The sequence below is a fragment of the Amycolatopsis sp. lyj-84 genome (genome assembly GCF_046549075.1).
Lineage (GTDB): Bacteria > Actinomycetota > Actinomycetes > Mycobacteriales > Pseudonocardiaceae > Amycolatopsis.
Genome location: NZ_JAJPWO010000012.1, coordinates 169,439 through 194,077 on the forward strand (window position 1 = coordinate 169,439; position 24,639 = coordinate 194,077).

19 protein-coding genes and 1 pseudogene are annotated in these 24,639 nt (G+C 69.4%); 8 read left to right on the plus strand and 12 right to left on the minus strand.

The genetic code is table 11. The annotated features are described in order from the left end of the window. Positions 1 to 10: 10 nt before the first annotated feature. Complete coding sequence (locus ACLJRM_RS31910) at positions 11 to 2,071, minus strand: YhgE/Pip family protein (protein ID WP_410665167.1); 2,061 nt, start codon at positions 2,069 to 2,071, stop codon at positions 11 to 13. Then, a complete protein-coding gene (locus ACLJRM_RS31915) occupies positions 2,071 to 4,764 on the minus strand; it encodes an MMPL family transporter (protein ID WP_410665168.1) in 2,694 nt (897 codons plus the stop codon). The genes ACLJRM_RS31910 and ACLJRM_RS31915 overlap by 1 nt, the downstream gene beginning before the upstream one ends. A gap of 116 nt (positions 4,765 to 4,880) precedes the next feature. Here ACLJRM_RS31915 and ACLJRM_RS31920 point away from each other — a divergent pair, with 116 nt between their 5' ends. Then, positions 4,881 to 5,534 carry a TetR/AcrR family transcriptional regulator gene (locus ACLJRM_RS31920; protein WP_101608667.1) on the plus strand — a complete coding sequence of 218 codons (654 nt, stop codon included), beginning with the start codon at positions 4,881 to 4,883 and terminating at the stop codon, positions 5,532 to 5,534. Positions 5,535 to 5,538: 4 nt separating this feature from the next. Here the strand turns inward: ACLJRM_RS31920 and ACLJRM_RS31925 are convergent, their stop codons facing one another. Further along, a complete protein-coding gene (locus tag ACLJRM_RS31925; protein WP_410665169.1) occupies positions 5,539 to 6,030 on the minus strand; it encodes a hypothetical protein in 492 nt (163 codons plus the stop codon). A gap of 241 nt (positions 6,031 to 6,271) precedes the next feature. Here ACLJRM_RS31925 and ACLJRM_RS31930 point away from each other — a divergent pair, with 241 nt between their 5' ends. Both ACLJRM_RS31930 and ACLJRM_RS31935 read left to right on the plus strand, forming a co-directional pair. Next, positions 6,272 to 7,009 carry a carbonic anhydrase family protein gene (locus ACLJRM_RS31930; RefSeq protein WP_101608669.1) on the plus strand — a complete coding sequence of 246 codons (738 nt, stop codon included), beginning with the start codon at positions 6,272 to 6,274 and terminating at the stop codon, positions 7,007 to 7,009. 96 nt (positions 7,010 to 7,105) lie between these two features. Further along, on the plus strand, positions 7,106 to 7,546 hold the full coding sequence (locus ACLJRM_RS31935; RefSeq protein WP_410665170.1) for a hypothetical protein: 441 nt from the start codon (positions 7,106 to 7,108) through the stop codon (positions 7,544 to 7,546). On the opposite strand, the gene ACLJRM_RS31940 is transcribed toward ACLJRM_RS31935, so the two are convergent. From ACLJRM_RS31940 to ACLJRM_RS31955, 4 genes are all read right to left on the minus strand, one after another. After that, entirely contained in the window at positions 7,518 to 10,424 is a 2,907-nt protein-coding gene (locus ACLJRM_RS31940; protein WP_101608671.1) for an AfsR/SARP family transcriptional regulator, read from the minus strand. The two genes, ACLJRM_RS31935 and ACLJRM_RS31940, sit on opposite strands and share 29 nt — an antisense overlap. 2 nt (positions 10,425 to 10,426) lie before the next feature. Next, positions 10,427 to 11,089 (minus strand): response regulator, encoded by a 663-nt coding sequence (locus tag ACLJRM_RS31945; RefSeq protein WP_101608672.1) that lies wholly within the window; start codon positions 11,087 to 11,089, stop codon positions 10,427 to 10,429. After that, positions 11,086 to 12,252 (minus strand): sensor histidine kinase, encoded by a 1,167-nt coding sequence (locus tag ACLJRM_RS31950; RefSeq protein ID WP_410665171.1) that lies wholly within the window; start codon positions 12,250 to 12,252, stop codon positions 11,086 to 11,088. Before ACLJRM_RS31950 ends, ACLJRM_RS31945 begins: the two co-directional genes overlap by 4 nt. 120 nt (positions 12,253 to 12,372) lie before the next feature. Beyond that, positions 12,373 to 12,744, minus strand: coding sequence for an MmcQ/YjbR family DNA-binding protein (locus tag ACLJRM_RS31955; protein WP_101608673.1), 372 nt, complete (start codon positions 12,742 to 12,744; stop codon positions 12,373 to 12,375). 113 nt (positions 12,745 to 12,857) lie between these two features. On the opposite strand from ACLJRM_RS31955, the gene ACLJRM_RS31960 reads away from it, so the two are divergent. From ACLJRM_RS31960 to ACLJRM_RS31970, 3 genes are read left to right on the plus strand one after another with little or no spacing between them, the layout of a single operon-like run. After that, a complete protein-coding gene (locus ACLJRM_RS31960; protein WP_410665215.1) occupies positions 12,858 to 14,090 on the plus strand; it encodes an SGNH/GDSL hydrolase family protein in 1,233 nt (410 codons plus the stop codon). A gap of 59 nt (positions 14,091 to 14,149) precedes the next feature. Next, a complete protein-coding gene (locus ACLJRM_RS31965) occupies positions 14,150 to 15,535 on the plus strand; it encodes an FAD-binding oxidoreductase (RefSeq protein ID WP_101608674.1) in 1,386 nt (461 codons plus the stop codon). A gap of 27 nt (positions 15,536 to 15,562) precedes the next feature. Then, complete coding sequence (locus ACLJRM_RS31970; protein ID WP_101608675.1) at positions 15,563 to 16,825, plus strand: class I SAM-dependent methyltransferase; 1,263 nt, start codon at positions 15,563 to 15,565, stop codon at positions 16,823 to 16,825. Positions 16,826 to 16,828: 3 nt separating this feature from the next. Here the strand turns inward: ACLJRM_RS31970 and ACLJRM_RS31975 are convergent, their stop codons facing one another. Both ACLJRM_RS31975 and ACLJRM_RS31980 read right to left on the minus strand, forming a co-directional pair. Further along, positions 16,829 to 18,439 (minus strand): thiamine pyrophosphate-binding protein, encoded by a 1,611-nt coding sequence (locus ACLJRM_RS31975; RefSeq protein ID WP_410665172.1) that lies wholly within the window; start codon positions 18,437 to 18,439, stop codon positions 16,829 to 16,831. Continuing rightward, positions 18,436 to 19,212, minus strand: a complete 777-nt coding sequence (locus tag ACLJRM_RS31980; protein WP_101608677.1) for a cyclase family protein — start codon at positions 19,210 to 19,212, stop codon at positions 18,436 to 18,438. Before ACLJRM_RS31980 ends, ACLJRM_RS31975 begins: the two co-directional genes overlap by 4 nt. 233 nt (positions 19,213 to 19,445) lie before the next feature. Between ACLJRM_RS31980 and ACLJRM_RS31985 the strand changes: the two genes are divergently transcribed. Then, the gene (locus ACLJRM_RS31985) at positions 19,446 to 20,672 is read left to right on the plus strand and encodes a DUF222 domain-containing protein (protein ID WP_410665173.1); all 1,227 of its coding nucleotides are present in this window, start codon (positions 19,446 to 19,448) and stop codon (positions 20,670 to 20,672) included. Between the two features lie 54 nt (positions 20,673 to 20,726). Here ACLJRM_RS31985 and ACLJRM_RS31990 read toward each other — a convergent pair whose 3' ends face one another. From ACLJRM_RS31990 to ACLJRM_RS32000, 3 genes and pseudogenes are all read right to left on the minus strand, one after another. Then, positions 20,727 to 22,082, minus strand: coding sequence for a deoxyguanosinetriphosphate triphosphohydrolase family protein (locus tag ACLJRM_RS31990; RefSeq protein ID WP_410665174.1), 1,356 nt, complete (start codon positions 22,080 to 22,082; stop codon positions 20,727 to 20,729). 112 nt (positions 22,083 to 22,194) lie between these two features. Next, a pseudogene (locus ACLJRM_RS31995) lies at positions 22,195 to 22,806 on the minus strand (sigma factor-like helix-turn-helix DNA-binding protein); the annotation flags it as partial. 37 nt (positions 22,807 to 22,843) lie between these two features. Continuing rightward, positions 22,844 to 23,764 carry a glycoside hydrolase family 16 protein gene (locus ACLJRM_RS32000; RefSeq protein ID WP_410665175.1) on the minus strand — a complete coding sequence of 307 codons (921 nt, stop codon included), beginning with the start codon at positions 23,762 to 23,764 and terminating at the stop codon, positions 22,844 to 22,846. Positions 23,765 to 23,885: 121 nt separating this feature from the next. Between ACLJRM_RS32000 and ACLJRM_RS32005 the strand changes: the two genes are divergently transcribed. Further along, positions 23,886 to 24,596: a GntR family transcriptional regulator gene (locus ACLJRM_RS32005; protein ID WP_101608679.1), complete on the plus strand. Its 711-nt coding sequence runs from the start codon at positions 23,886 to 23,888 to the stop codon at positions 24,594 to 24,596. Positions 24,597 to 24,639: the final 43 nt, after the last annotated feature.

Consider the following 24,639-nt stretch of genomic DNA (forward strand, 5'->3'; position numbering starts at 1 on the left):
CACGACCGGCTCAAGCCAGCCGCAGTTCCCGCCCCGGCAGCGACCGCCGCCGATCCGTCACCAGGATCATCGCCAGCGTCCCGATTCCCAGCCACACCACCGACTGCACGATCCCCGACGTCAGCCCGTCCGTCCCGGCCAGCAGCGAGCGCAGCGCGACCAGTGCGCCGTTGGTCGGCAGGATTCCCAGGACGGTCCCGAAGAAGCCGGGCACGGTCGAGACCAGCGAAGCGCCGACGGTCAGCACCAGGATCGCCAGCGCGGCGAAACGGCCGGGGCGTTTGAAGATCGCCACCAGTGCTTGGTTGACCACGGTGAACGTTCCGGCCGCGAGGACCAGCACCACGAGCAGCGTCACCGCCTTGCCGAAACTCAGGCCGAGGAACCCCCAGAACACCCCGGTCAGGATCAGGGCGGTCAGCACCGCCAGCGTCGCGCCCGGGACGGCAGCGGCGAGGATGATCCGCCAGCTCGGTTCGCGGGTGGTGAGCACGCTCGGCGGCACGGCCTGGATCACCTGGTACGTCGCCAGCGCGCAGCCCCACAGCGCCAGCACGAGGATCAGTGCCACCGCGCCTTCGCCGAACGAGCCCGAGCCCGCGGAATCGGCGATGGCGGGGGTGGCGGCGACCTGTTTGAGGTGGTCGCGTTCGGTCTGGGTGTAGTCGGGGACCTTGCCTCGGCCGTCGTTGAGGCCCTTGGCCAGTTCCGAAGCGCCGGATTCGGCGCGCTGGGCGCCGTCGGCGGCGGTGCGGGCGCCGGTGGCGAGGTCGCCCGCTCCGGTGGACAGCGTGGTCGCGCCGCCTGCCAGTTGCCCGGCGCCGCCGGCGAGTTGCCGTGCCCCGGAGTCGGCGGCCTTGACCCCGGCGTCGAGTTTCCGCGCGCCGTCGGCCGCCGAGCCGATGCCGCCCGCCAGTTCCTTCGACTTGTCCGCGAGTTGCTTGTTCCCGTCGGCGACCTTCTGGGAGCCCGCCGAGAGGTCCTGCACCGCCTTCTTCGCCCGCACGGCGGCGTCGCGGATCTCGGCGCGTTTGCCGTCGAGGATCCCGGCGTCGGCCGTGAGCTTTTCCGAAGCGGCCTTCAAATCTGCGCAGAACTTGGTGTCACCACTGCACTTCTGTGCCAGTTCGGCGAACCTCCGCGCCGAATCGCCCGCCGTGGGCAGGGCATCGATGATCTGGACGACCTTGTCCGCCAAGGGCGAGATCTTGTCGGCCAGCTGCTTGTTGCCGTTCGCGACCTGCTGGGCCCCGTCGGCCAGTTCCCTGGTCAGCCGGGGCAGCTGGGCGGTGTCCTTCTCGGCCTGGGTCAGTCCTGACGAGAGTTTCCCGGAACCGGCGGCGAGCTGGCCGGTGCCGCTCGCGAGTTTGCTCGCGCCGTCCGCCAGCTGCCCGGCCGCGCCGCTGAGCTTGCCTGCCCCGCCGGCGAGTTCTCCGGCGCCGGAGGCCAGTTTCCCCGTCCCGTCGGCGAGTCCGCGCAGCCCGACGACGAGCTGGTCGCTGCCGTCGGCCGCGGTCACCAGCTGCTGGTGGATCGAGGAGAACCCGACGTACAGATTGTCCACATAGGTCTCGACGATCTGCCGGTTGAGCGCGGTGAGCGTCGCGTTCGCGACCTCCCTGCTCGCCACCGGATCGACGAGACCGGTGCGTTGCGACGTCTCGACGCGCATGATCGCCTGCCGCGCGTCGAGCGGTTTGCCCGACGTCGACGTGGCCTGCGCGGAGAAGTTCGGCGGGATGGTCACGACCGCCGAGTACGTCCCGTCGGAGATGCCTTCCTTCGCGTCCTCGGCGTCGGTGAGCACCCAGGTGTACGCGGAATCCTCGCCGTGCACGAGGTTTCCGGCCAGTTCGCGGCCGAGCGGGATCAGCTGACCGTTCACGGTCACCGGTTCGTCGGTGTTGACGACGGCGGCCTTGGCCGCGCCGTGGTTGTCGCCGGGCGACCAGAACGCCCACGCCAGCCCGAGCGCGACGATCACCGGGACGAGCACGATCCCGAGCCAGGTCTTCCAGGTCAGCGGGCCGATGGCGGTCGCGCGGACGGAGCCGGTGAAGAAGCGGGACATCAGCGGACCTCGGCGGGGACGAGCGCGGGCGTCATGGCGAGGCCCGCGACGGCGGTGGTGGGCAGCAGATCCCGCACGATGGCGAGACTCTGGCAGGACACGGCGAACGTCGCGGCCCTGCTCGCGAACGCCTCTCTCAGCCCGGCACGCTGAGCGGTGGCGACGACCGTGTCCAGATCGTCGAGGAAGACGAGGCCGACGCCTTCCCCGAGCGCGCGGCGGACCTCGCCGGCGGGATCGTCGGTCTCCTTGCAGGCGATGAACGCGACGTTCCGGCGGACCGCGTGCGCGTGCTGCGGCAGCACCCGGCCGAGGACCTTGAGATCACCGCGGACGTTCGGCACCCGGCCGGCGAGCGTGTAGAGCAGAGCGCTCTTGCCCGCCGGGCCGGAACCGTGCACGGCGAGGATCTCCCCCGGCCCGAGATGCAGTTCGACGTCGCGGAAGAGGGTGCGGCCGCGGTCGTCGTCGACACGGAGACCGGCGGCGCTGAGCACTTCGGACGAGCCGGGCGCGGGCCAGTCGGCGAGCCGGAGTTCGTGGACGAGGCCGTCGCCCTCGGCGTCGAACACCGGGAGTTTGCGGTCCAGCCACGGCGGCAGGCCCCAGGCGCGCGGCCCCAGCAGCGCGAGGATCGCCGGGACGAGGGTCATCCGCACGAGGAAGGCGTCCACGAACACGCCGACCGCCAGGCTGAACGCGATCGGTTTGATCGTGGCGCTGCCGTCGGGCACGAACGCGGCGAACACGCCCAGCATGATCACCGCCGCCGCGGTCACGACCCTCGACGCGGACACGAAACCCGTCTCGATCGCCGTGTGCGCGTCCCCGTGATGGACGTAGTCCTCCCGGATCCGGGAGACGAGGAACACCTCGTAGTCCATGGCGAGTCCGAAAAGGACACCCATCAGGATGATCGGCAGGAAGCTGATCACGCTGCCGGTGCGGGTCACGCCCAGCGCCTCGGCCAGATGCCCCTGCCCGAACACGAACGACGTGGCACCGAACGCGGCGCCGATCGAGAGCAGATAGCCGAAGGTGGCCTTGAGCGGCACCAGCACCGAACGGAACACCATCGCCAGCAGTACCAGCGAAAGCCCGACGACCAGGATGCCGAACGGCAGCAGCGCGCTGCCGAGCTGCGTGGACACGTCGATGCCGACGGCGGTGAATCCGGTGACCGCGGTCTGGACGCCGTACCGGTCTTTGAACTGCCCTTCCATCGACCGCAGCCGCTCGACGAGGTCGCCGGTCGCCTCGTCGGAGGCACCGGTCGTGGGCACGACCTGGATGATCGCGGTGTCGCCCTTGGGGTTCGGCGTGGCGAGCGGGACGACGGCGACGCCGCGCACCCGGCGGATGTCGTCGGCGATGCCGTTCGTGATCCCGACCGGGTCGGTGGTCGACAGGATGTCCGCGGTGACGATCAGCGGGCCGTTGAACCCAGGTCCGAAATGCTCGGCGACGACGTCGTAGGCGACGCGGGCCGGGGTGCCGTCCTCGTCGGTCCCGTTGTCCGGCAAGGCGAGCCGGAGATCCAGCGCGGGCGCCGACGCCACCGCGAGCACCCCGACGATCAGCGCGATCGTCACCCACGGCGACTTCGTGGCGAGCCGGACCCACCGCAGGCTGAACCGGGCCTTCTTCTTGCGCTTGCTCTTCTTCGGCTTCTTGGGCCGTAGCCGCTCACCGGCGAAACCCAGCAGCGCGGGGATGAGGGTGATGGCCACGATCACCGCGACGGCGACCCCGCCCGCCGCGGCGACGCCCATCGTGGTCAGGAACGGGATCCCGGCGACGAACAGGCCCAGCAGGGCGATCACCACGGTGAGGCCGGCGAAGATGACGGCGGATCCCGCGGTCGCGGTCGCCCTGGCGATGGACTCCTCGACTTCGAGTCCCTCGGCGAGCTGATCGCGGTGCCGGGAAAGCAGGAAGAGCGCGTAGTCGATGCCGACGGCCAGCCCGAGCATGACCGCGAGCATCGGTGCCGTCGAGGACACGGTCGCCACCGACGTCGCCGCGTAGACCAGCGCCACCGACACTCCGACGCCGAGGATCGCCGTCAGCAACGGCATTCCCGCCGCGATGAACGAACCGAACACCATCAGCAGCACCACGAGCGCGATGACGAGGCCGATCCCCTCGGTGGGGCTGAGCTTCGGCACCTTGTCCGAGAACGCGTCGCCGCCGGTGAGCACCTCGGTGCCCTGGCCGATCCGGTTCTCCAGATCTTGCGCGACCCCGGCGAGCGCGGTCCGCGTCGACGGCTGGATGTCCGCCAGCCCGACGTCGAGTTGCACGGTGACCAAGGCGGCACGGCCGTCCTTCGACACCGCGTCGTGCACTGCCGCGTCGAAGGGATTCACCACCGTCGAGACCTGCGGCGCCTTGGTCAGTTCGGGTACCAGGGCGCCGACCGCGTCGCGAACGGCGGCGGCGTCGGCCCGCTGTCCCTCGGGGACTAGCACCACCAGCTGCGCCGAAGTCCCGCTCACCTGCGGGAAAACCCGGCCGAGATGGTCGAGCGCCTCCTGGGATTCGGAGCCGGGGATCGCGAACGTGTCGTCGGTGCCCTGGCCGAACAGCAGCGCCGCCCCGCCCGCGACGCACAGCACCACCAGCCACAACGCGGTGACCAGCACGCGTCCGCGGGCGGCCAGCCTGCCGAGGCGGTAGAGGAATGACGACACGATCGGCTCCCGGCACTCGTTGGATACAGGGCGTATCGTAATACACTCTGTATCCGATTCACGATGTATCCTGTCCCACAGCCGGGTGAACCGGGCGCATACGGGAGAATGGCGAGATGACCGAGGAGCGGGGCGCCACCATGACCAGGCGCCGGGCGGACACCCGCCGACGGCTGATCGACGCGGCGTACGAGGCTTTCTCCGAACGCGGCATCCGGGACACCCCGGTCGAACTGATCTGCGAGCGCGCCGGCTTCACCCGCGGCGCCTTCTACTCGAACTTCAGCTCGAAGGAAGATCTCTTCCTGACCCTGTTCCAGGAAGAGACCGCGGTCCGGCTCGAGCGTTTCCACGACGCCACGGAAAGCGTGCTCGGCGAGACCGTCGTCCACGCGCACGACGACCTCTCCCCCGCGCTCGGGCGGATCGCCGAGCTGTTCATGGTCGCGCTCAGCGCGGACAAGAACTGGTACCTGCTGTGCGCGGAATTCCGCACCCAGGGCCTGCGGCAACCGGAGATCCGCGATCGGATCGGCGCCGCGTTCCGGTACTTCCACACCGAACTGGCCAAGGTGCTGGTCGGCGCGCTCGACCGGATCGAGCGGAAACTGACGATCTCACCGGACGACGCGGTCCTCGTCCTGGTCGCGCTTTACGAGCAAGGGCTGCAGAACTACCTGCTGGAAGGCACCGAACTGCCCGGTGACGGGCGGTTCGTGAGCGAACTGATCCCGAAGGTGATGGCCTCCCTCATCGTCCCGGCGACCTGAGTCGTCAGCACGGCGGCGGGAGCCAGCCGGGCGCGGTGACGATCCGCTCGGGCGCCACGGTCATCTGCGAAGTCTTCGGCCCGAAGCTGAACCCCACGAGCCCGCCCGCGCAGACCCGGACAGCGCCGGGCCCGCCCTGCGTCCGGGATTCCCGCCAGGCGACGGGATCCAGCCCGACCCGCCATATCTTCCAGAACGGCGCGCCGTCCCGATGACCGGTACAGGGATCGTTGGCGGGTAAGCCTTCGACGCGGCAGACGTAACGGGAATCCCCGTACGGCCCGGTTCCGCTCCCCTGTCGCACCGCGAGCCCGGAGCGCTCGAGCGCGGTCCGCGCGTCACCGGGTGAGCCGGGCACGCAGCGCACGAGCGCCCCGGCCTCCATGTCCACCGCGACGGTCACGCCCTCCGTTCCGGCGCAGGCACCGGTTCGCGGAACCGGGTCCACGACGGGAAAGAGGGCCACCAGGCTGAGGAGCACGGACAAGATCGGCACGCCCGGATACTACGGGTGCCCTCCTGGCTGCGCACAGTGAACCTTTCGCGGAGGTCCGGTACAAATCACGCTCCCTTTCGCACGAAAGGAGGGAATATGTCGGAAATCGCCCTACTCAGGGGACTTGCGCATTATTCGGCACAGGAAAAAGATATGTGCTTCTCGCGCGCACCACTCATGAGGTGCGGCCGGCTTTTGTCCGGATGATCACAGTTCATCCGGTCCACGAAAGGTTCAAAGCGTGACACGCAGGCGCCTTGTCGCATTCGTCGTTCCCCTCGCCCTCGCCGGATTCCTGCTCACCGCGGGCGGAACCGCCCAGTCTCGGCAGCCTTCACAGAGCCCGGTCGACATCTCACCCGGCGCGATCCGGTTCGACCCCGCCTCGCCGAGACTGAACGTCTTCTACGGCCATTCGGATCTGGACCTGGAATACGTCCGAAAGGACGCATCGGACACCAACGGATGCAGTACGAGAAATCACGAAGAAACCGAGGAGGCCGTGGTCAGGCCCGGCACCGGGCACGTCACCCTCGCCGGGGTCCGGTACGAGCTCGAACAGTTCCATTTCCACACCCCGTCCGAACACCGCTTCCAGGGCAGGACGGATCCGCTGGAAATGCATTTCGTGCACCGCAGCGCCGCCGGAAAGCTGCTGGTGATCGGCGTGCCCCTGCGCGCGGGTGCCGCGTCGCCGGTGGACCGTGTCCTGGCGAACCTCGCGCCGGAGTGCGGCGAAACGGTGGCGCTCGCGGACTTCGACCTCGACACGCTCCTCCCCCGCAACCGCGGCACGCTCCGGTACACGGGCTCCCTCACCACGGCCCCGTTCACCGAAGGCGTGCAGTGGTTCCTGATGTCCGAGCGGACCGTCTCCCCGGCGACCATCGCGCGGTTCCAGGGCCTGTTCGGTGACGGCAACGCCCGCGCGCCCCAGCCGCTCAACGGACGGCACCTGACCGCGGTACCGCACATTTAGGCCGACACAAGCGTTTCATCCGGATTTCATGGCGCCGCCTTACGGTTCCGGGCACGGATCCGCACCGGCGGACCGGAGGTCCTCGAGGAGACGTGCATGAGCCCGGCGAGCCGGACCCCGTACAACATGGTGATGCCCCGGGACGACCGGCCGAGCCCCGGGGAACGGGAAGGCGTCTTCGGACCGGGCTGGAGCTGGGCGGCGTTCTTCACGCCGTGGGCCGACGGACGCCCGTCGCCCCGGTACCGGTGGACGCTGTTCGAGACCGCCGCCCAGGCCGTCGACGACCTCGGCCGCTGTCTCGACGACGGCAACGTCGGAAGACGCGGCGCCCTGTGCTCGTCCGTGCTCCGGAAGCGCGGGGCGCCGCGGGAACTGGTGCTGTGCGACGCCGCGGACTGGGCGTGCGTCGTCCACGAGGTCCGTGCCGGGATCCACGTGACCGAGGCCGCCGACGCCTACTTCACCCGGTGGCGGACGAGCATGGCGGGACACCGCTTCACGATCATCAACGCCGGTGTACCGACTGTCTGGTGAGGTCCAGACCTTCCAGGGCGAGCGCCCGTTGCTCGGAATCACCGTCGGGTCCGATGGTGGTGAGCACCCATTCGAAATGCTCGCGGGCGGCCGCCGGGTCGCCCGCGGCGAGATGGGTGCGGCCGAGCCGGTTGCGGATCTCGGACTCCATCCCGACGATGGTCTCCTCGGTGACCGCCGCCAGCGCCCGCCGCTGCAGTTCGAACGCCTCGCCGAGATTCCCGAGTTCCAGTTCCGCCGCGCCGAGGCGCGCCAGGCTGGTCGCGATCAGCAGGCCGTCCGTCGTCTCCTCGGCGAGCTCGACCGAACGCCGGAGATCCAGCACGGCTTCGGCGAACCTGCCGGTTTCAAGCCGGACGGTGCCGCTGTGGCACAGCACCCTCGCCAGCATCCCGGGGCTGCCGATCTCCTCGCTCAGGTCACGGGCGCGGCCGAGGTGGACGAGCGCTTCTTCGTGCTCCCCCTGCAGGTAGGCGAGATAGCCGAGCGCGGACAACGTCCGTTCGGCCAGCCAGCCGTCCTCCACTTCCTCGGCCAAGATCATCACCCGCCGCATGCCGGGGATCGCGAGATCGTGCCGCCCCGCGATCAGATCCGCCATGGTGAGTCCGCCCAGCGCCCGCGCCTCCACCCCGCGGTCGCCGGAGGCCTGGCCCGCCCGCAGCGCGTCGTCGAACCAGCCGCGCGCCCGGTCGAGCTGCCCCTGCATGGCGTACGCGTAGCCGAGGCAGAACCGCAGCGACGAGACCAGGCGCCCGTCCTCCGCGCGTTCGGCCAGGGGCAGCGCGATCTGCAGTGCCGTCCGGGATTCGTGGTATCGCTGCTGGCGCGCGAGATAGTCGACCAGCCCCTCGGCGATCGAGCACGCGAGGCCGTCCAGCCCGGCCTCCGCCGCTTGGGTGACCACTTCGGGCAGGTCGCCGGCGGCGTCCAGCCAGGCGGAAGCGTCGCGTTGCCCGGTGAACGGTCCGCCGCCGGATTCCACCGGGAATCGTGCGACACCCCATTCGCTCGCCCGGCGGGCGGCGCCGAGGTACAGGCCGTACACCCGTTTCCGGGCTTCTTCGACGACGTCGCCGGGCAGTTCCCCGGCGAGCCGCCGTGCGTAGACGGCCACCAGATCGTGCAGCCGGTAGCGGCCGCTCGCCGGTTCCTGCAGGAGGCTCGCGTCGACGAGACTTTCCAGCCGTCGCTCGGCTTCCGCCGGTGAGCAGTCCAGCAGGGCGGCGACCGAAAGCCGGTCGAATTCGGGGGTCGGGGTCAGGCCGAGCACGCCGAAAGCCCGTTGCTCGACGGGCCGCAGTTGTTCGTACGACAGGCGCAGCGCCACCTCGACGCTGCGGTCTTCCGCGGTCAGCTCGCCGAGCCGCCGCTCGTCGTCCGACATCCGGTCCACCAGGTCCTTGAACGTCCACATCGGACGGTTCTGCAGCCGGGCGCCCGCGATCCGCAACGCGAGCGGCAGCCGCCCGCACAGTCCGGCGAGCGCGCGCACGGCGAACCGCTCGCCCTCGGCCCTCGGCGCCCCCACGATGCGGCCGAGCAGCCGTTCCGCGGCTTCGAGGCCCAGCGCGCCGAGGGAGACGCGGCGATCCGCGTCCAAACCGGACAGACGACGGCGGCTGGTCACCAGCACCCGGCTGCCCGGGCCGGACGGCAGCAAGGGCCGCACCTGCCCGGCGGATTCGGCGTTGTCGAGTACCAGCAGCAACCGCAGTTGCGCGGTCGCCGCCCGCCACGACGCGGCCAGTTCGTCGAGATCGTCCGGCATGACGCGGTCTTCGACACCGACGGCGCGCAGCAACCGCCGCAGGGCGCGCTCCGGCGTCACCGGCTCGCGGCCTTCGGTGTACCCGTGCAGATCCACGAACAACGCACCGTCCGGATAGGACTCGCGAAGCCGGTGTGCCGCGCACACCGCGAGCGTGGTCTTCCCCGCGCCGGGGACGCCGTCGACGGCGTCGACCGAGACGGACTCCGGATCGCCGTCTTCGACGAGCAGCGCGAGTTCCCGGTCCCTGCCGACGAGTTCCCCGTTGGTGGCGGGCAGTTCGTTGCGGATCCGGCGCGGCGTCTCCCGGCGTTGGGAGACCCCGAGCAGCGCGTCGTCCCCGCGCAGCACCGCCTCCTGCACCTGCCGCAGTTCCTCGCCCGGCTCGACGCCGAGTTGTTCCACCAGCCGCTCGCGGACGTCGGTGAACACCTCCAGCGCCTCCGCCTGGCGCCCGCCGCCGTAGAGCGCGCGCATCAGCAGCGCGGCCAGCGGCTCGCTCGGCGGGTCGGCGGACACCAGCGCCGACAGTTCGCCGATCACCTCGTCGAACCGGCCGAGTTTCAGCTGTGCCCGCAGTTTCCGGCGCAGCAAAAGGAGTCTGCGTTCCTCCAGTCGTCGCCGCTCACCCTGGACGAACGCGCCGGGCAGTCCCGTCAGCGGCTCGCCGTGGAACAACCGGAGCGCTTCGGCGAAGGTGTCCACCGCGGTGATGAAGTCGCCCGTCTCCTCGGCTGCGGCCGCGACGACCGCGATCTCCTCCAGCCTCGTCACGTCCAGCCGCACCCCGCCGCTGGCGAACCGGTAGCCGCCGCGGTCGGACACGATCACCGAGTCCCGCGGCTTCTGCCCGGAGGTGTCCAGGCATTGCCGCAGCCGCCGGACGTACACCGGCAGCACGTTCGACTCCGGTGGCCGCTCCCAGAGCCCGTCGGTGAGTTCGTAATGGCTGACGGTCACGTCCGGGCGCAGCAGCAGCGCGGCCAGCACGGCCTGCTGCCGGACCGGACCGAGGTCCAGCCGCGTCTCCCCCTGCCAGGCCCGCAACGGGCCGAGCACCTCGAACCGAAGCCGCGAGTCCGGCATGTTCCCCCCTTCGTTTCGCATGGCTAGCCCGGCACCACGATCCCGTGGTCGAACGCGTAGACGATCGCCGCCGCCCGGTCCCGCAGCTGGAGCTTGGTGAAGATCCGGCCGATGTGGCTTTTCACGGTCACCTCCGAAATCACGAGTGTCGCGGCGATCTCCGCGTTGGTCAGCCCGCGGCCGATCGCCCGGAGCACGTCTTGTTCCCTCGGCGTCAGCAGTTCGGGCGAACGCCCGCCGCTGCCGTTCCCGGCGGCCTGCCGGTAGGCGGCGAGCACGCGGCCGGTGACCCCGGGGTCGAGCCAGGCGTCGCCCGCGGCGACCGCGCGCACGGCCCGGATCAGGTCTTCGGCGGGGGAATCCTTGAGGACGTACCCCGCGGCACCGGCCCGCAGCGCGTCCGCCAGGAGGTTGTCGTCGTCGAAGGTGGTCAGCGCGAGCACCGGCGGATGGCCACCGGAGCGCCGCAGCCTGCTGGTCGCCTCGACCCCGCCGACGTTCTTCATCCGCAGGTCCATCACGATGGCGTCGACCTCGTTCGCGGCCAGCGCCGCGGGCACTTCCGAGCCGTCGCCGCACTCCCCCGCGATGACGAACCCGTCGCGGCGCCGCAGGATGCGCCGCAGCCCGGAGCGGACCAGCTCCTGGTCGTCGACCAGGAGCACCCGGATCTCGGCGGCGGTCACGGCTTGGCCCCCGGCACGGTGACCTCCACGACCCACTGCTTGCCGCTGGGCCCGGCACTGAGCCGGGCGCCGAGCTGGGCCGCGCGGACGGCCATCCCCGCCAGTCCCGAACCGTCCTCGGACGTGCGCCGGGCGGCGGCGGGGAGAGGGTTGCTGACGACGAGCTTCGCGCCCGACCGGCCGGCGTTCAGCCGGACCTCCGCGGTCGCGCCGGGGGCGTGTTTGACAACGTTGACGAGTGATTCCTGCACGATCCGGTAGAGGCCCAATCCTTCCGAGGCGCCTACCCGGCCGAGGTCGCCTTCCTGTGTATAGCGCACCGCCAGTCCGGCGACCCGGGTGCGTTCCACCAGCGTCGCGATGTCCTCCACCCCGGGCAGCGGGGTGGAGCCCGACGGGGTGTCGGCGAGCAGCCCGACCGTGCGGCGGATGTCGGCCATCGCGGCCCGTCCCACCTGCTCGGCTTCGGTGAGCGCCTCGATCGCCTCGTCGACGTCGCGATCCTGCTGCAGCGCGCGCCGGGCCCCGGTCAGGTGAAGGAGCGTGATGCTGAGCGAATGGCCGACGACGTCGTGCACCTCCCGCGCGATCCGCTGCCTTTCGGCCAGCAAGGCCTTGTCACGGGACGCGTCACGATTGACGCGTTCGGCGTCCAGCACCCTGGTGTACCAGCGGACCATGAGCCCGCCGCTGAGGCCGAGCAGGATCGAGACCATGTACACCGGCACGCCGACCAGCCCGCCCCAGATCCCCGCGACGACCAGCACCGCCTCGCCCGCGCCGGTGACGAGGACGATCCCCCAGGTCGTCCGCAGGACACTGCCCGCTTCGGTGGCCGCGACCAGCAGCAGCAACGGCGCGAAATCCGGGAGGACCGGCTGGAGGAGCAGGATCGAGGCCGCGGCGATCAGCGCGGTCATCCGCACCCACGGCATGATCCAGTCGGTGATCGTCCAGATCAGCGACGGCGCGATCACGACCAGTCCGGCCAGCGCGATCGGCTGCGGCGGCAGGAGAGCGTCCCGTTGCACCAGCGCGACCGTCGTGAACACGAAGCTCACCGCGCTCGCGCACAACGCCCCCCACCAGGGCAGGCTCAGTCCGGCACGGGTGAGGCTGACCTGCACCCGTGCCCGGAACCGATCCACCAAGATCTCCAGCACGGGCATCAGCCTAGGAAGTACCGGGAAGCGCGTCATCGTGCGGCGGGCGGCACCCGTCTCCGCCCACGGTAGGAGGCCGGGGTGGCACGGGCCGATGAAATCCGGATGAAACCCTGGCGCTCACTCCTGGCTGAGCGCGACCCACTTCAGCTTCTCCTGTTCCCGCTTCGGCAGGCCCGCGACCACGAGGTCGTAGGAGTCCTCGACCATCTCCCGGACGAAGCCGTCGGTCAGCGAACCGTCCAGCTCGACGGTGTTCCAGTGCTGTTTGTTCAGGTGGTAGCCGGGGATGATCGCCGGATGTTCGGCGCGCAGCCGGACGGCCACGTCGGGCTCGCATTTGAGGCTGACGCGCAGTGGCTTCGCCTTGAGCGCGCTGAGCGCGAACATCTTGCCCGCGACCTTGAACACGCTCGAATGCTCGTCGAACGGGAACTCCGCGCGGGCACCGGGGAAGCCGAGACAGAGCTTCTCGAGAGCGGCAGGCGTCATACGGGAACCCTAGCCCGGCCCACCGACAGAAACCTGTCCTCTCCGGCGCATTGACCGGCTGTCGGTGATTCCCTGACGATGAAGGGAGTCGACTGGGTGGAGGCGTGACCGACATGCGACTGGACCGCGGAAGAAACCTGCTGGTGGCGGCGATCCTGCTGCTGGGCGTCGTACCGGGAGCCGCCGCGGCGGCTCCGGCCGTCCCGGTGGAAAACGGGGAAAGCACCGCCACGAGCGGCTGGGTGGGCACCTGGGCGGCCGCACCGGCGGCCGGGGTGGCGGGCACCGACAACGGCTACCCGAACTTCTCGATCCGCAACATCGTGCACACCAGCGCCGGCGGGCGCGAGGTGCGCGTGCGGCTGTCCAACGCCTTCGGCCGGACGCCGGTGCTGTTCGGCCGGGTGACCGTCGCGGTCGCCGCGGGCCCGGACACGCCGCAGGCGGTCCCCGGCACGATGCGCACGCTGACCTTCGGCGGCGACGGCGCGGTCACCGTGCCGCCGGGCGCGGACATCGTCAGCGACGGCGCGGCACTGACCGTGCCGAGGGACGGCGACCTCCTGGTGACCACGTACACCCCGACGCCGTCCGGTCCGGTCACCTACCACCCGCTGGCCATGCAGAACTCCTACTTCACCCGCAACGGCGACAAGGCCGCCGACGAGTCGGCCGCGGCGTTCCCGGAGAAGACCGCGGTCTGGCACTACGTGTCCGGAGTGGACGTCCGGGGTCCCGGCCTGCGGGGCAGCGTCGTGGCGATCGGCGACTCGATCACCGACGGGGCGAACTCGACGTGGGGCGCGAACCTGCGCTGGCCCGATCAGCTCGCCGACAAGATCAGCCGGGACACCGGCGTGCTCAACGCCGGGATCAGCGGGAACCGGCTGCTGCTCGACGGCGGCAACTACGGCGTCAACGCGCTGGCCCGGCTGGACCGGGACGTGCTGGCCCAGTCCGGCGCGCGGACGGCGATCGTGTTCGAGGGCATCAACGACATCCAGCAGACACCGCACCAGGCCGATCCGGACAAGATCATCTCGGCGCTGAAGCAGATCGCGACGAGGGCGCACGACCGCGGCCTGCGGGTGCTCGGCGCGACGATCACGCCGTGGAAGGGCTGGGGCTCGTACACGCCGCAGCTGGAGGAGACCCGGCAGGCGGTCAACCGGTTCATCCGGACCAGCAGGCTCTTCGACGGCCACATCGACTTCGACGCGGTGATCCGCGATCCCGCCGACCCGCAGCGGATGAAACCCGAGTACGACTCCGGCGATCACCTCCACCCTGGGGACAAGGGCTTCACCGCCATGGCGAACGCCGTCCCGCTGTCGCGGCTGAGGTAGCGAAATAAGAGCTGCGCCGCGCGGTTCCGTGGGGCACGATGAGCTGATGGCGATCAGGAATGGCTAGCGGCGACGGCGGAACCCGAGCGACGGCCCGCCTGGTCCGGTTCGCCGAACACGAAGCGCGCGCCGACGCGCTCCGGGCTCAGCTCGCGGGCTTGCACGGCACGATCCGGCTGGCGAAGCGGACGTCGAACCTGTTCCGGGCGCGGACGGCGACCAGCACCCCGGGGCTGGACGTCTCCGGGTTCACGCACGTACTCGACGTCGATCCCTTGGCTCGCACGGCCGACGTCGAAGGAATGGTCACCTACGAGCAACTGGTGGACGCGACCCTGCCCCACGGGCTGATGCCGCTGGTCGTGCCGCAGCTCAAGACGATCACGCTCGGCGGCGCGGTCACCGGCCTCGGCATCGAGTCCTCCTCGTTCCGCAACGGCCTCGTGCACGAGTCGGTGCTGGAGATGGAGTTGCTCACCGGCGACGGCCGGATCGTCGTCGCGCGGGCCGACAACGAGCACAGCGCACTGTTCCACGGCTTCCCGAACTCGTACGGCACGCTCGGTTACGCGCTGCGGCTGAAGATCGAACTGGAGCCGGTCAAACCGTACGTGCGGCTCGACCACGTCCGGTACGACGACACCGAGGAGTACTTCGCGGCACTCGGCGAGGCCTGCCGCAACGGGTCCGCCGACTTCGTGGACGGGACCGTCTTCGGCCCGGGCGAGCAGTACTTGACGCTGGGCACGTTCACCACCTCGGCGCCCGCGACCAGCGACTACACCTGGCTCGACATCTACTACAAGTCGATCCGCGAACGCGAGACCGACCACCTGAGCGTCCGGGACTACCTGTGGCGCTGGGACACGGACTGGTTCTGGTGTTCCCGCGCGTTCGGTGTCCAGAGCCGGCTCCCCCGGCTGCTGCTGGGCAGGAAACTGCTGCGATCGTCGGTCTACTGGAAGCTGGTGGCGCTCGACCGCCGGTTCGGGATCGCCGCGAAACTCCTCAAGCTTCGACGGCTTCCCCCGGAGGAGACCGTCGTCCAGGACATCGAGGTGCCGCTGTCACGGGCCGCGGAGTTCCTGGACTTCTTCCGCCGCGAAATTCCGATCAGCCCGGTGTGGATCTGCCCGCTGAAGCAGCGGCCGGGCGGCGTGAACTCGCCGCTGTACGAAATGGACCCCGAAACGCTGTACGTCAACTTCGGCTTCTGGTCCGCGGTCCCGCTGGACCCCGGCGAGGAGCCGGATACGCACAATCGGCTGATCGAGGCCGAAGTGACGCGACTCGGCGGGCGGAAATCGCTGTACTCCGACAGTTTCTATACCGAAGACGAGTTTTGGCGGCTGTACAACGGCGACGCCTACCGGAAACTGAAGACGGCCTACGACCCGGACGGCCGCCTCCTCGACCTGTACGCGAAATGCGTGCGGCGGCGGTGACCCGGGACGGGAAGAAGAGAGACGAACATGGCTGAGACGACGACCGTCGGGAAGATCTTCGAGCGGTTGCTCGGCCCGAGCGCCGCGGTGTCCATCACCGGCTACGACGGCAGCGCGAGCGGCCCGGCGGACGCGCCGGTGTCGATCCACGTGCGGTCGCCGCTGGCGCTGACGTATCTGATGTCGTCCCCGGGAGACCTCGGGCTCGCGCGCGCCTATGTCGCGGGCGCGCTCGATGTGGACGGTGACCTCTACACGGCACTGCGCGCGCTCGTGGCCCAGGTCGACCAGCTCAGCCCCGCCGACCGGGTGTGGCTGCTGCGCAAACTCGGCCCCACGCATCTGCGCCGCGTCGCCCCGCCCGCCGAGGAACTGCCGAGCAGGCTCAAGCGCGGCCTCGACGGATTGCGGCACTCCAAGACGCGCGACAGCAACGCGATCTCGAACCACTACGACGTCTCGAACCGGTTCTACGAACTGGTGCTGGGTCCGTCGATGGCCTACACGTGCGCCGCGTATCCCTCCGCCGAATCCTCGCTGGAAGAGGCGCAGGCGCACAAATTCGACCTGGTGTGCCGGAAACTCGGCCTCCGGCCGGGGATGCGGCTGCTGGACGTCGGCTGCGGCTGGGGCGGGATGGTCGAACACGCCGTCGAGCACTACGGCGTCGAGGCGCTCGGCGTCACCCTTTCGCGCGAGCAGGCGCAGTGGGCGCAGAAGGACATCGTGACCAAGGGGCTCGCGGACCGGGCCGAGGTCCGGCACCTCGACTACCGCGACGTCACCGAAACGGGCTTCGACGCGGTGTCGTCGATCGGGCTCACCGAACACATCGGCGCGCGGAACCTCCCGTCGTACTTCCGTTTCCTCGCCGGGAAACTGAAGCCGCAGGGCCGCCTGCTGAACCACTGCATCACCAATCCGGACACCTCCGTCGCGCACAGTTCGCGCGGCTTCATCGACCGGTACGTCTTCCCCGACGGCGAACTGGAGTCCGTCGGGGAGATCGCCACCGCGATGCACGACAGCGGCCTCGAGGTGCGGCACTCGGAGAACCTGCGCGAGCACTACGCCACCACCCTCGGCGCGTGGTGCGCCAACCTCGACGCGAACTGGGACGAGGCCGTCGCCGAAGCGGGCGCCGGGCGGAGCCGGGTCTGGGCGCTGTACATGGCCGCGTGCCGCCTCGCCTTCGAGCGGCGGGAGATCGAACTGCACCAGGTTCTCGGCGTGAAGGTCGGCCCGGACGGGGACTCGGGGATGCCGTTGCGGCCGGACTGGGGCGTTTAGCCGTCAGTGGCGGAAGGCTTCGGCCAGCCACCACGAGCCGCCGTCGTCGGCGATCTTCGCGTCGATGACGAGCGGCGCGTCCCGTGGCCCGCCGAGCCAGTCCGTGACGGCGGCCAGATCCCCGGCCGACCGCACGGTGACGCCGTCGCAGCCGAAGCCCCGGCCGATCGCCGCGATGTCGGTGTCGGGGAACCGGACCGTGGTCATGTCCGCGGCGCCGAAGTGGTGGATCTCGGCGCCGTACGCGGCGTCGTTGTAGACGACGACCACAAGCGGGATCCGCAGCCGTACCGCGGTTTCCAGTTCGGAAATGGCCATGTGGAACCCGCCGTCGCCGACACCGAGCACCGGGAGCCTGTCCGGCCTCGCCAGTGCCGCGCCGATCGCCGTCCCCAGGCCGAGCCCGACGCACTGGAACGCTTGGGTGAAACAGAAACCGTTCTCGTCGGGGACGGACAGGTACGCACTCGGGTAACCCATGAAGTTGCCGGAGTCGATCGAGACCACGCGTTCTTCCGGGAGGATCTCGTCGAGCCGGCGGCTGAGGGTGCGCGGATCGATCCTCCCGTTGCCGGACAGGTCGTCATACGGCACGTCGTTCCAGCTCGTCGCGGGAATTCGCGGTCTCTCGGCGCCGTGGCCACGCGTGCCGAGTTCCGCGTGGACGTCGGCGGCGGTGCTGGTGACGTCGCCGACCACGCCGAGGTCGATCGGCCGGTGCGCGCCGAGCGCGGCCTGGTCGACGTCGACCTGGACCAACCGGGCGTTCGGGCCGAGGAGCGTGCCGTGCCGCGTGGTCCACCTGTTCAGCGCGCACCCCCAGCCGATCACGAGGTCCGCGTTTCCGATGAGGTCCGCCGCCGCGGGCGACGAAAAGCCGCCCGAGATCCCGAGGGAGAAGGGGTCGCCTTGGAAGAGGCCGTGTGCCACGGCCGAAGTCGCCAGCAGCGCGCCGGAGACTTCCGCGAGTTCGCGGAGTGGCGCCGAACTCTCCCGTGCGCCGCGGCCGGCGATGAACACCGGCCGCCGCGCCCCGGCGAGGAGGTCGGCCAGTTTCGCGACCGCCTGACGGTCCGGCCGGATCGGCGCCGGACCGGGGATTTCCGGAACCGGGATCGCTTCGGGCGCTTCGTGGGCTTGGACGTCGAGCGGGAGGTTGAGCAGGACGGTCCGGCGTTGCTGCCAGGCCGTCCGGTACGCGCGGACGGTGTCGGCGATCGCGGTCGCCGGGCCGTGGACGCGTTCCGGCACCGCGCCGACGGCCGTCGCGAGCGCGTCCTGGTCGATCCGGAAGTTCGACAGCACCGCCGACGCCGCGGTGTCGGCGGTCAGGACGATCATCGGGGTCCGGCTCTTGGCCGCCTCGGTGATCCCGGTGAGCGCGTTGGTCAGCCCGACACCCTGGTGGAGACTCAGCACCGACACGCGGCCGCTCATCCGCGCGTACGCGTCGGCCATGCTCGCCGCGCCGCCCTCGTGCCGCACGGCGACGAACCGCACCCCGCCCGCCCGCAATCCGTTGGTGGCCTCGAAGTTGCCGCTGCCGACGACCCCGAACGCGGTCCCCACCCCGAGTTCCGCGAGGGTGCGGCCGACCAGCTCCGCGACCTTCATGCCCGCTCGACCAGCGCGTAGACCCGGGCCGGGCTGCCGGAACCGCCGACGATCGGGAGCGGGCTGACGACCAGCAGGGCTCCGGTGGGTGGCAGGCTCGCCAGGTTCCGCAGCTGGGTCAGGCCGTGCTTTCCCGCGCCCAGAAGGAGTTCATGGCAGGGGAAAGCCGGTTCGAGGGCCATCGCCTGCCCCGCGTCGGTGCCGACGGTCTCCACGCCGAACCCGGTGATCGGCGCCTCCTCCGCGAGCCAGCGAGCGCACTCCCCCGAGATTCCCGGCGTATGCGGGCCGTTCTCGTCGTTGTTGAGGAAGGTCTCCTGGTCGTGCGACCGGGCGTCCCACCCCGTGCGGTAAAGCAGCCAGCCGCCGTCGGGCAAGGGCCCGTTCTCGCGCTCCCACTCGCGGATGTCGTCGATGGAGAGCAGGAAGTCCGGATCCTCCGCCGCGCGGGCGGAGGCGTCGAGTACCACCGCCGGGGCGACCAGCGAGCGCAACGGCACCTCGGAGACGTCGTGACCGTCCTTGCCCGACAGCCAATGCACCGGGACGTCGAGATGGGTCCCGGTGTGCTCGCCGGTGTGGATGTTGTTCCAGTACCAGCGCGGCCCGCGTTCGTCGTACCGGCTGATCTCCTCCAGCCCGAACGGGATCGTGTTCGCGAACGGCGGCGGCAACTGGAGGATCGGCGTGCTCGCGCTCAACGGGGCGGTGAGGTCGACGACCTCGATCGCGCCCTTGGTGAGGGCGGTGGTCAACTGGGCCAACAACGACATGCGTGCCTCCCGGACGTGACTGCGGCGTCCGGATCACCTTAAGCGGTTCCGGGGTCGGGTGGGGCTGGTCCGGTGGTCCGTGAAGGCCTCCTTCCCTACTTTGAGGGTAGGGAAGGAGGCCTTCACGTCCTTTCACTTTGGGCTTATCGGGAATGCGAACTGCTTTCATTACACCTTTAGGTAGTACTCTTTTCCGCTCGAATATGTGTTCGATTCTTTGGTATCATGGCGGGGTGTCCAGCCCACGAATCCTCGAACCGCCACAGGAGCTGTGGCGTGCCGGTGCGCGCGAACTCGCGCACGGCGTCGTCGAACGATTGTCGGTGGCACGCCAAGCCCTGGCCGAGATCGGGCACTACCTGGTGGAGATCGAATCCCGCGGCCCGATGGAACTGTACGGACACGGCTCCACCGCGGGCTGGTACGCCGAAACCGCCCGCATCACGCCGAAGGAAGCACGCAAGACAGTGGCGCGGGCGATCGCGGTGAACGACGGCCGCAACCTCGACGGCACCCCCGCCCCCGCATCAGCACCGATCGCAGGTGCCGCCGCAGCCGAAGGCGACCTCGGCCACCAGCAACTCGACCCACTCCTCGCAGTCCTGAAAAAGATCCCCGCCGAAGCCCGGCCAGGCGCGGAACAGATCCTGGTAGACCTCGCCCGCCGCGCCGGACCACAAGAGATCATCACCGCCGGAGCGAACCTCGTGGCCCGCTTGGATCCCGACGGGAACGAACCCAAAGACGAAGACCTCAAACCACCCTCACGCGAACTGTTCCTCCGCAAACGCGACGACGGCTGGTGGCGACTCAACGGCCTGCTCGACCCCGAATTCGGAGCACGAGCGAACGCCCTGTTCGAAACCTGGGGACAACGAAGACCCGTCGACGACGACGGGAACCACGACCAGCGCACCCCCGCCCAGCGCCACGGCGACGCCCTCTTCGACGCCATCCACTACGCCATGACCAACGACAAAGCCCCCACCCTGTCCGGAGACCGCACCACCGTGGTCGTCACCATCCCGCTCGAGACCCTGACCTCAGGCTTGGGAGCCGCATGCGTGGACGGCGTCACCCAGATCACCGCCCGCCACGCCCGCATGCTCGCCTGCGACGCCAAAATCATCCCCGCCGTCCTCGGCTCCGAAAGCGAACCCCTCGACATCGGCCGCGCCACCCGCACCGTCACCCCCGGACAACGACGCGCACTGAACCTCCGCGACCACGGCTGCGCCTTCCCCGGCTGCCACCGGCGCCCCAAACACTGCGAAGCCCACCACATCCAGCCCTGGAGCCAACTCGGCGACACCGACCTCGACAACCTCTGCCTGCTCTGCCGCTACCACCACATGGTCATCCACGGACAATCCGGCTGGGCAGTCAGGATGGCCACCGACAGCCGACCCGAATTCATCCCACCCCAATACCTCGACCCACTACAAACACCACGCCGCTGAACCCCGAGAAACCCGCCACCACCACCGGCGACGGGCCCCTCGGCATGCCCTCGTTCAGTTGAACCAGGTACCGAACATCGAACTCTGCGACCGACCCTCCAGCCTCTGCCCGAGATCGACCGCCTGCGCCTCGGTGAGCAGGCATATGTAGTCGGTGACGGCGCGGGCACACCGAGCTTCCTCGTTCCTCTCGGATATCCCCTCAGCCGTGTCATCGCGCTTGATATCGCGATAGATTCCGCGGAGCTGGATAGGGATCTTCGGGCTGCTCGGAGAGTTCCCCAAGCACATCATCAACCGGTCGAAGAGTGAGCCGATGATCTGCTTCTGACCTTCCTGCTGGATGGCCAGCGGCGGCCTGTCGATCACGTAGAACCACGTGAGCTCCTTCAGCGCGGCAACCCTGTACTGACTGCTTTGTTCGATCTCCACATACGGAGGTTCGTCGAGGAGCCGAACCGCCTTCACGAACCGGGTGAGATGGCCGCTGCCGATCTTGTTCATCTGTACACGATTCTTACGTGTCTCCCAGCACTGGGAGTGCAAGCGTCCACCGAACTCGGAAATGATCGTGTCGAGTTCGTTCCGAAATCGGAACTCGTCGAAGCCATTGTGGTCCCTCAATCGGCCGAGGCCATGCTTGACTATTCGCTCCTTGTCCACGGACAGGCTATGCAAAGGGATCAGACCAGCACGGAAGTAGTCCTCGAGGTCATGGGTCGCGTAGCTGATGTCATCGGCCCAGTCCATCAAGACCGCGTTCGCAGATCTCAAGTCCTCGCGACTGTCTTCCCTCGCCCACTCGAAATCCACCTTCTCGGTCTGATACGCACCCCACTTGTCGCCGTAGCCCCGGTCGGTCCACAGGGCCGTTGGCTTGGCCGAATCACGCGGCTTGAGACGTGGGTACTTGAGGATCGCGTTCAGCGTCGCCTGGGTCAGGTTGAGACCCGCATGCTCCGTCTTCCGCCGGGCGAGTTTCGTCACCACACGGAAGGACTGCGCGTTTCCCTCGAAGCCTTCCAGCTCGTCGACCTTGGCCAACCGCTGGTCGAGGACCTCTTCGGCGATATGGCCGAACGGCGGATGCCCGATGTCATGCACGAGTCCCGCCGTCTCGACGACATCTTCGTTCAGATCAGAGCCCGCCGGGAACTCCGGATCTCTCGATTGATAGCGCAGATGCTGCACGAGTCTTCGGCCCATCTGCGCGACCTTCAAACTGTGCGTGAGCCGGTTGTGCAGCACCAGTTGCTCATTGACCGCGGCGACCTGTGCCACCCCGGCCAGCCGCCGGAACGCGGATGAATACAGCACCCGGTCCCGGTCGCGCTGATAATCGTCCCGATACGCCGTGTCCTGTTCCTTCACCGGATGGCGCCGCGCAGTTCCGAACGTCCCCTCCGACATGGTCGCCTCCTCGTCGTAGCTCCATGAGCTTTGAAAAGAAGGCGGACCAAGTCTGAAGTCTGTTAACGACTTCGGCGAAGGGGTATTGGTTCGCGACCAAACCGCAACCCGATCAGTCCACTATCGCCAGGTCCAGGCCCTGCAGCCGTTCCCGGTCCGCGATGACGTCGATCTCGGCGATCTTCCCGTCCTTGAACGTGAACGCGAGCACCACCGAAGGACGTCCTTCGTCGGCCATCACGAGACCGATGCCGCCGTTCACCAGCGCGAGCTGAGTGACGGCCGCCCGCACCGAAGCGGCCTTGCCGGCCCGGAGGACGACGTCGGGGTGAAGCAGTTCGAGGAGCGCCTCGAAGTCCCCGCCTCAGGCGGCGGCCAGGTAGGCGTCGACGACCTGGCGCCGTCGCGCGAGGTCCGGTTCCGCGGCGGCGGGGCGGCCCTGGACGCGGCGCCGGGCGCGGCTCGCGAGTTGCCTCGCGGCGGCCGGGGTGCGGTCGATCAGCGGGGCGATTTCGTCGAAGGGCACCGCGAACATGTCGTACAGGACGAACGCGAGCCGCTCGGCGGGCGCCAGCGTGTCCAGGACCACCGGCATCGCCAGGCCGATCGAGTCGGTGAGCACCGCGTCGGCGGCGGGATCGGCCGCGGAGTCGGCGGGCTCGGAGTATGCGGCGTCCAGCGGATCTTCGCGCCGGTGATCGCGCGAGCGCAGCACGTTCAGGCACTCGTCCACCGCACTCCTCGTTCCCGCAGAACCCCGCTCACATTTGACAACCCCCGAGATCGTCGGCGAACCGCACGCCCGAAGACCGGTACGAAGCGGCGCGTTCGGCGGCCACGGCCGGCGTCAGGACCTCGTTCTTCGCGTAGTAGACCCAATCCACCTGCTCGAGGTAGGTACTCGCGCCGCCGGTGTGCTGGGTGAGGTCGATGAACCACTGGTTGAAGTTCAGCGACATGTTCTGCCGCGGGTACACGTCGAACGGCCCGCCGCGATCGTGGTCGGCCACCAGGGCACCGTCGATGTAGTACCGCACATGGCCGCCGGACACGGTCGCGGCCACGGAGTGCCAGCCGTCGATACTGCGGCGCTGGCTGTTGCTCTTGTTCTCGGCGTACCAGGGATCCGGCGTGTAGGTGTGCCAGCTGGTCTGGAAATTGACCGGCCCCGCCTCGCCCCAGCCGCCGTTCGGCAGGTACTCCGAGAAGTCCAGCTCGCTGTAGATCGGGTCGTTGGCGTAGCGCAGCGGGCTGATCGTGAAGAACGTCTGGTTGATCCGGTCGCCGTCGGGGCCGGACGACGGCGCGTCGGAGAAGCGGATCCGTGCCGCGTAGGTCCCTTCGAAGAACCGCCGGTCGGGCTGCATGATCTCGGTCTGCGTCGTCCCCGCGGACGTGCCGTCGGTGGCGGAGGCGAGTTGCAGCACCTTGTCGCCGCCCGACGTCGGGAACGTGATGCCTTCCGGTGCCCACCGCGCGCCGGGGACACCGGGCCCACCGCCTCCGGAGCGCACTTGCCAGCCGTGCCGCGAGAGCAGACCGTCGGTGTGCGAGGAGTAGTGGAAGTCGTCGAACAGCGCCCCGCACGCGGCCGCGCCGCTCGCCGTCCCCGGCGCCAGCCCGAGCGCGGCGACCGACAACGCGGCCGAAGCGGCGAAACGGAACTTCTTCGAGTTCGACATCGCTCTCTCCTTTACCACTGGTCAGCTTCTTTCAAGGTCTCCCCGGGAAGTGGTAAAGTCAATAGGTCTAGACAACTTGTCCACCAGTCAATTCCCGGTGACCACTGGGTAGGCTGAGGTCATGCGGCGGACAGAGGTCAAGGAACGGCTTCGCAAGCTCATCGAGCGGCGGCTGCCGGGCGAGGTCCTGCCGTCGGAACGCGCGCTGAGCACCGAAATCGGCGTCTCGCGCCCCACCTTGCGAGCCGCGATCGACGAACTGGCGCGAGACGGCCTCGTCGTCCGCGAACACGGCAGGGGCACGTTCACCGCGCCGCGCAAGATCTCCCAGGACCTCGTGCCCGCCACCGGCGGCGAGCAGTTCGCCCCGCCCGCCGAAGGACACTGGACCAGCCGGGTGATCGACTTCGCCGTCACCCCGGCGGGTGCCCGGCTCGGCAAACGGCTCGAGGTCTCCCCCAGCCGTCCGCTGGTGGCCGTCACCCGGGTCCGGGTCGTCGAGGAGGCGCCGATGGCGATCGAACGGATCCTGGTCCCCCGGGACGTCGTGCCGGACATCACGGCCGCCGACTTCGAGTCCGGCTCGTTCTACGAACTGCTCCGCGGGCGGTACGAGGTCGTCCCGGCGACGGCCGTGCAGGTCATCGAGCCCACCGTCACCGACGCCGACGAGTCCGGCCTGCTCGGTGTCCCGCAGCACTCCCCCGCGCTGCTGTTCGAGCGCACCACCCGCGACGCCGGTGGCCGCGTGATCGAGTACACCCGCTCGATCTACCGTGGCGACCGCTACCGGATCACCTCGCACCTGAAGTTCGACCACACCTCCGGCTGACTCCGGCGTGCCGGGGCGGCCGGCCGGAGAGTCCATGCCAGAC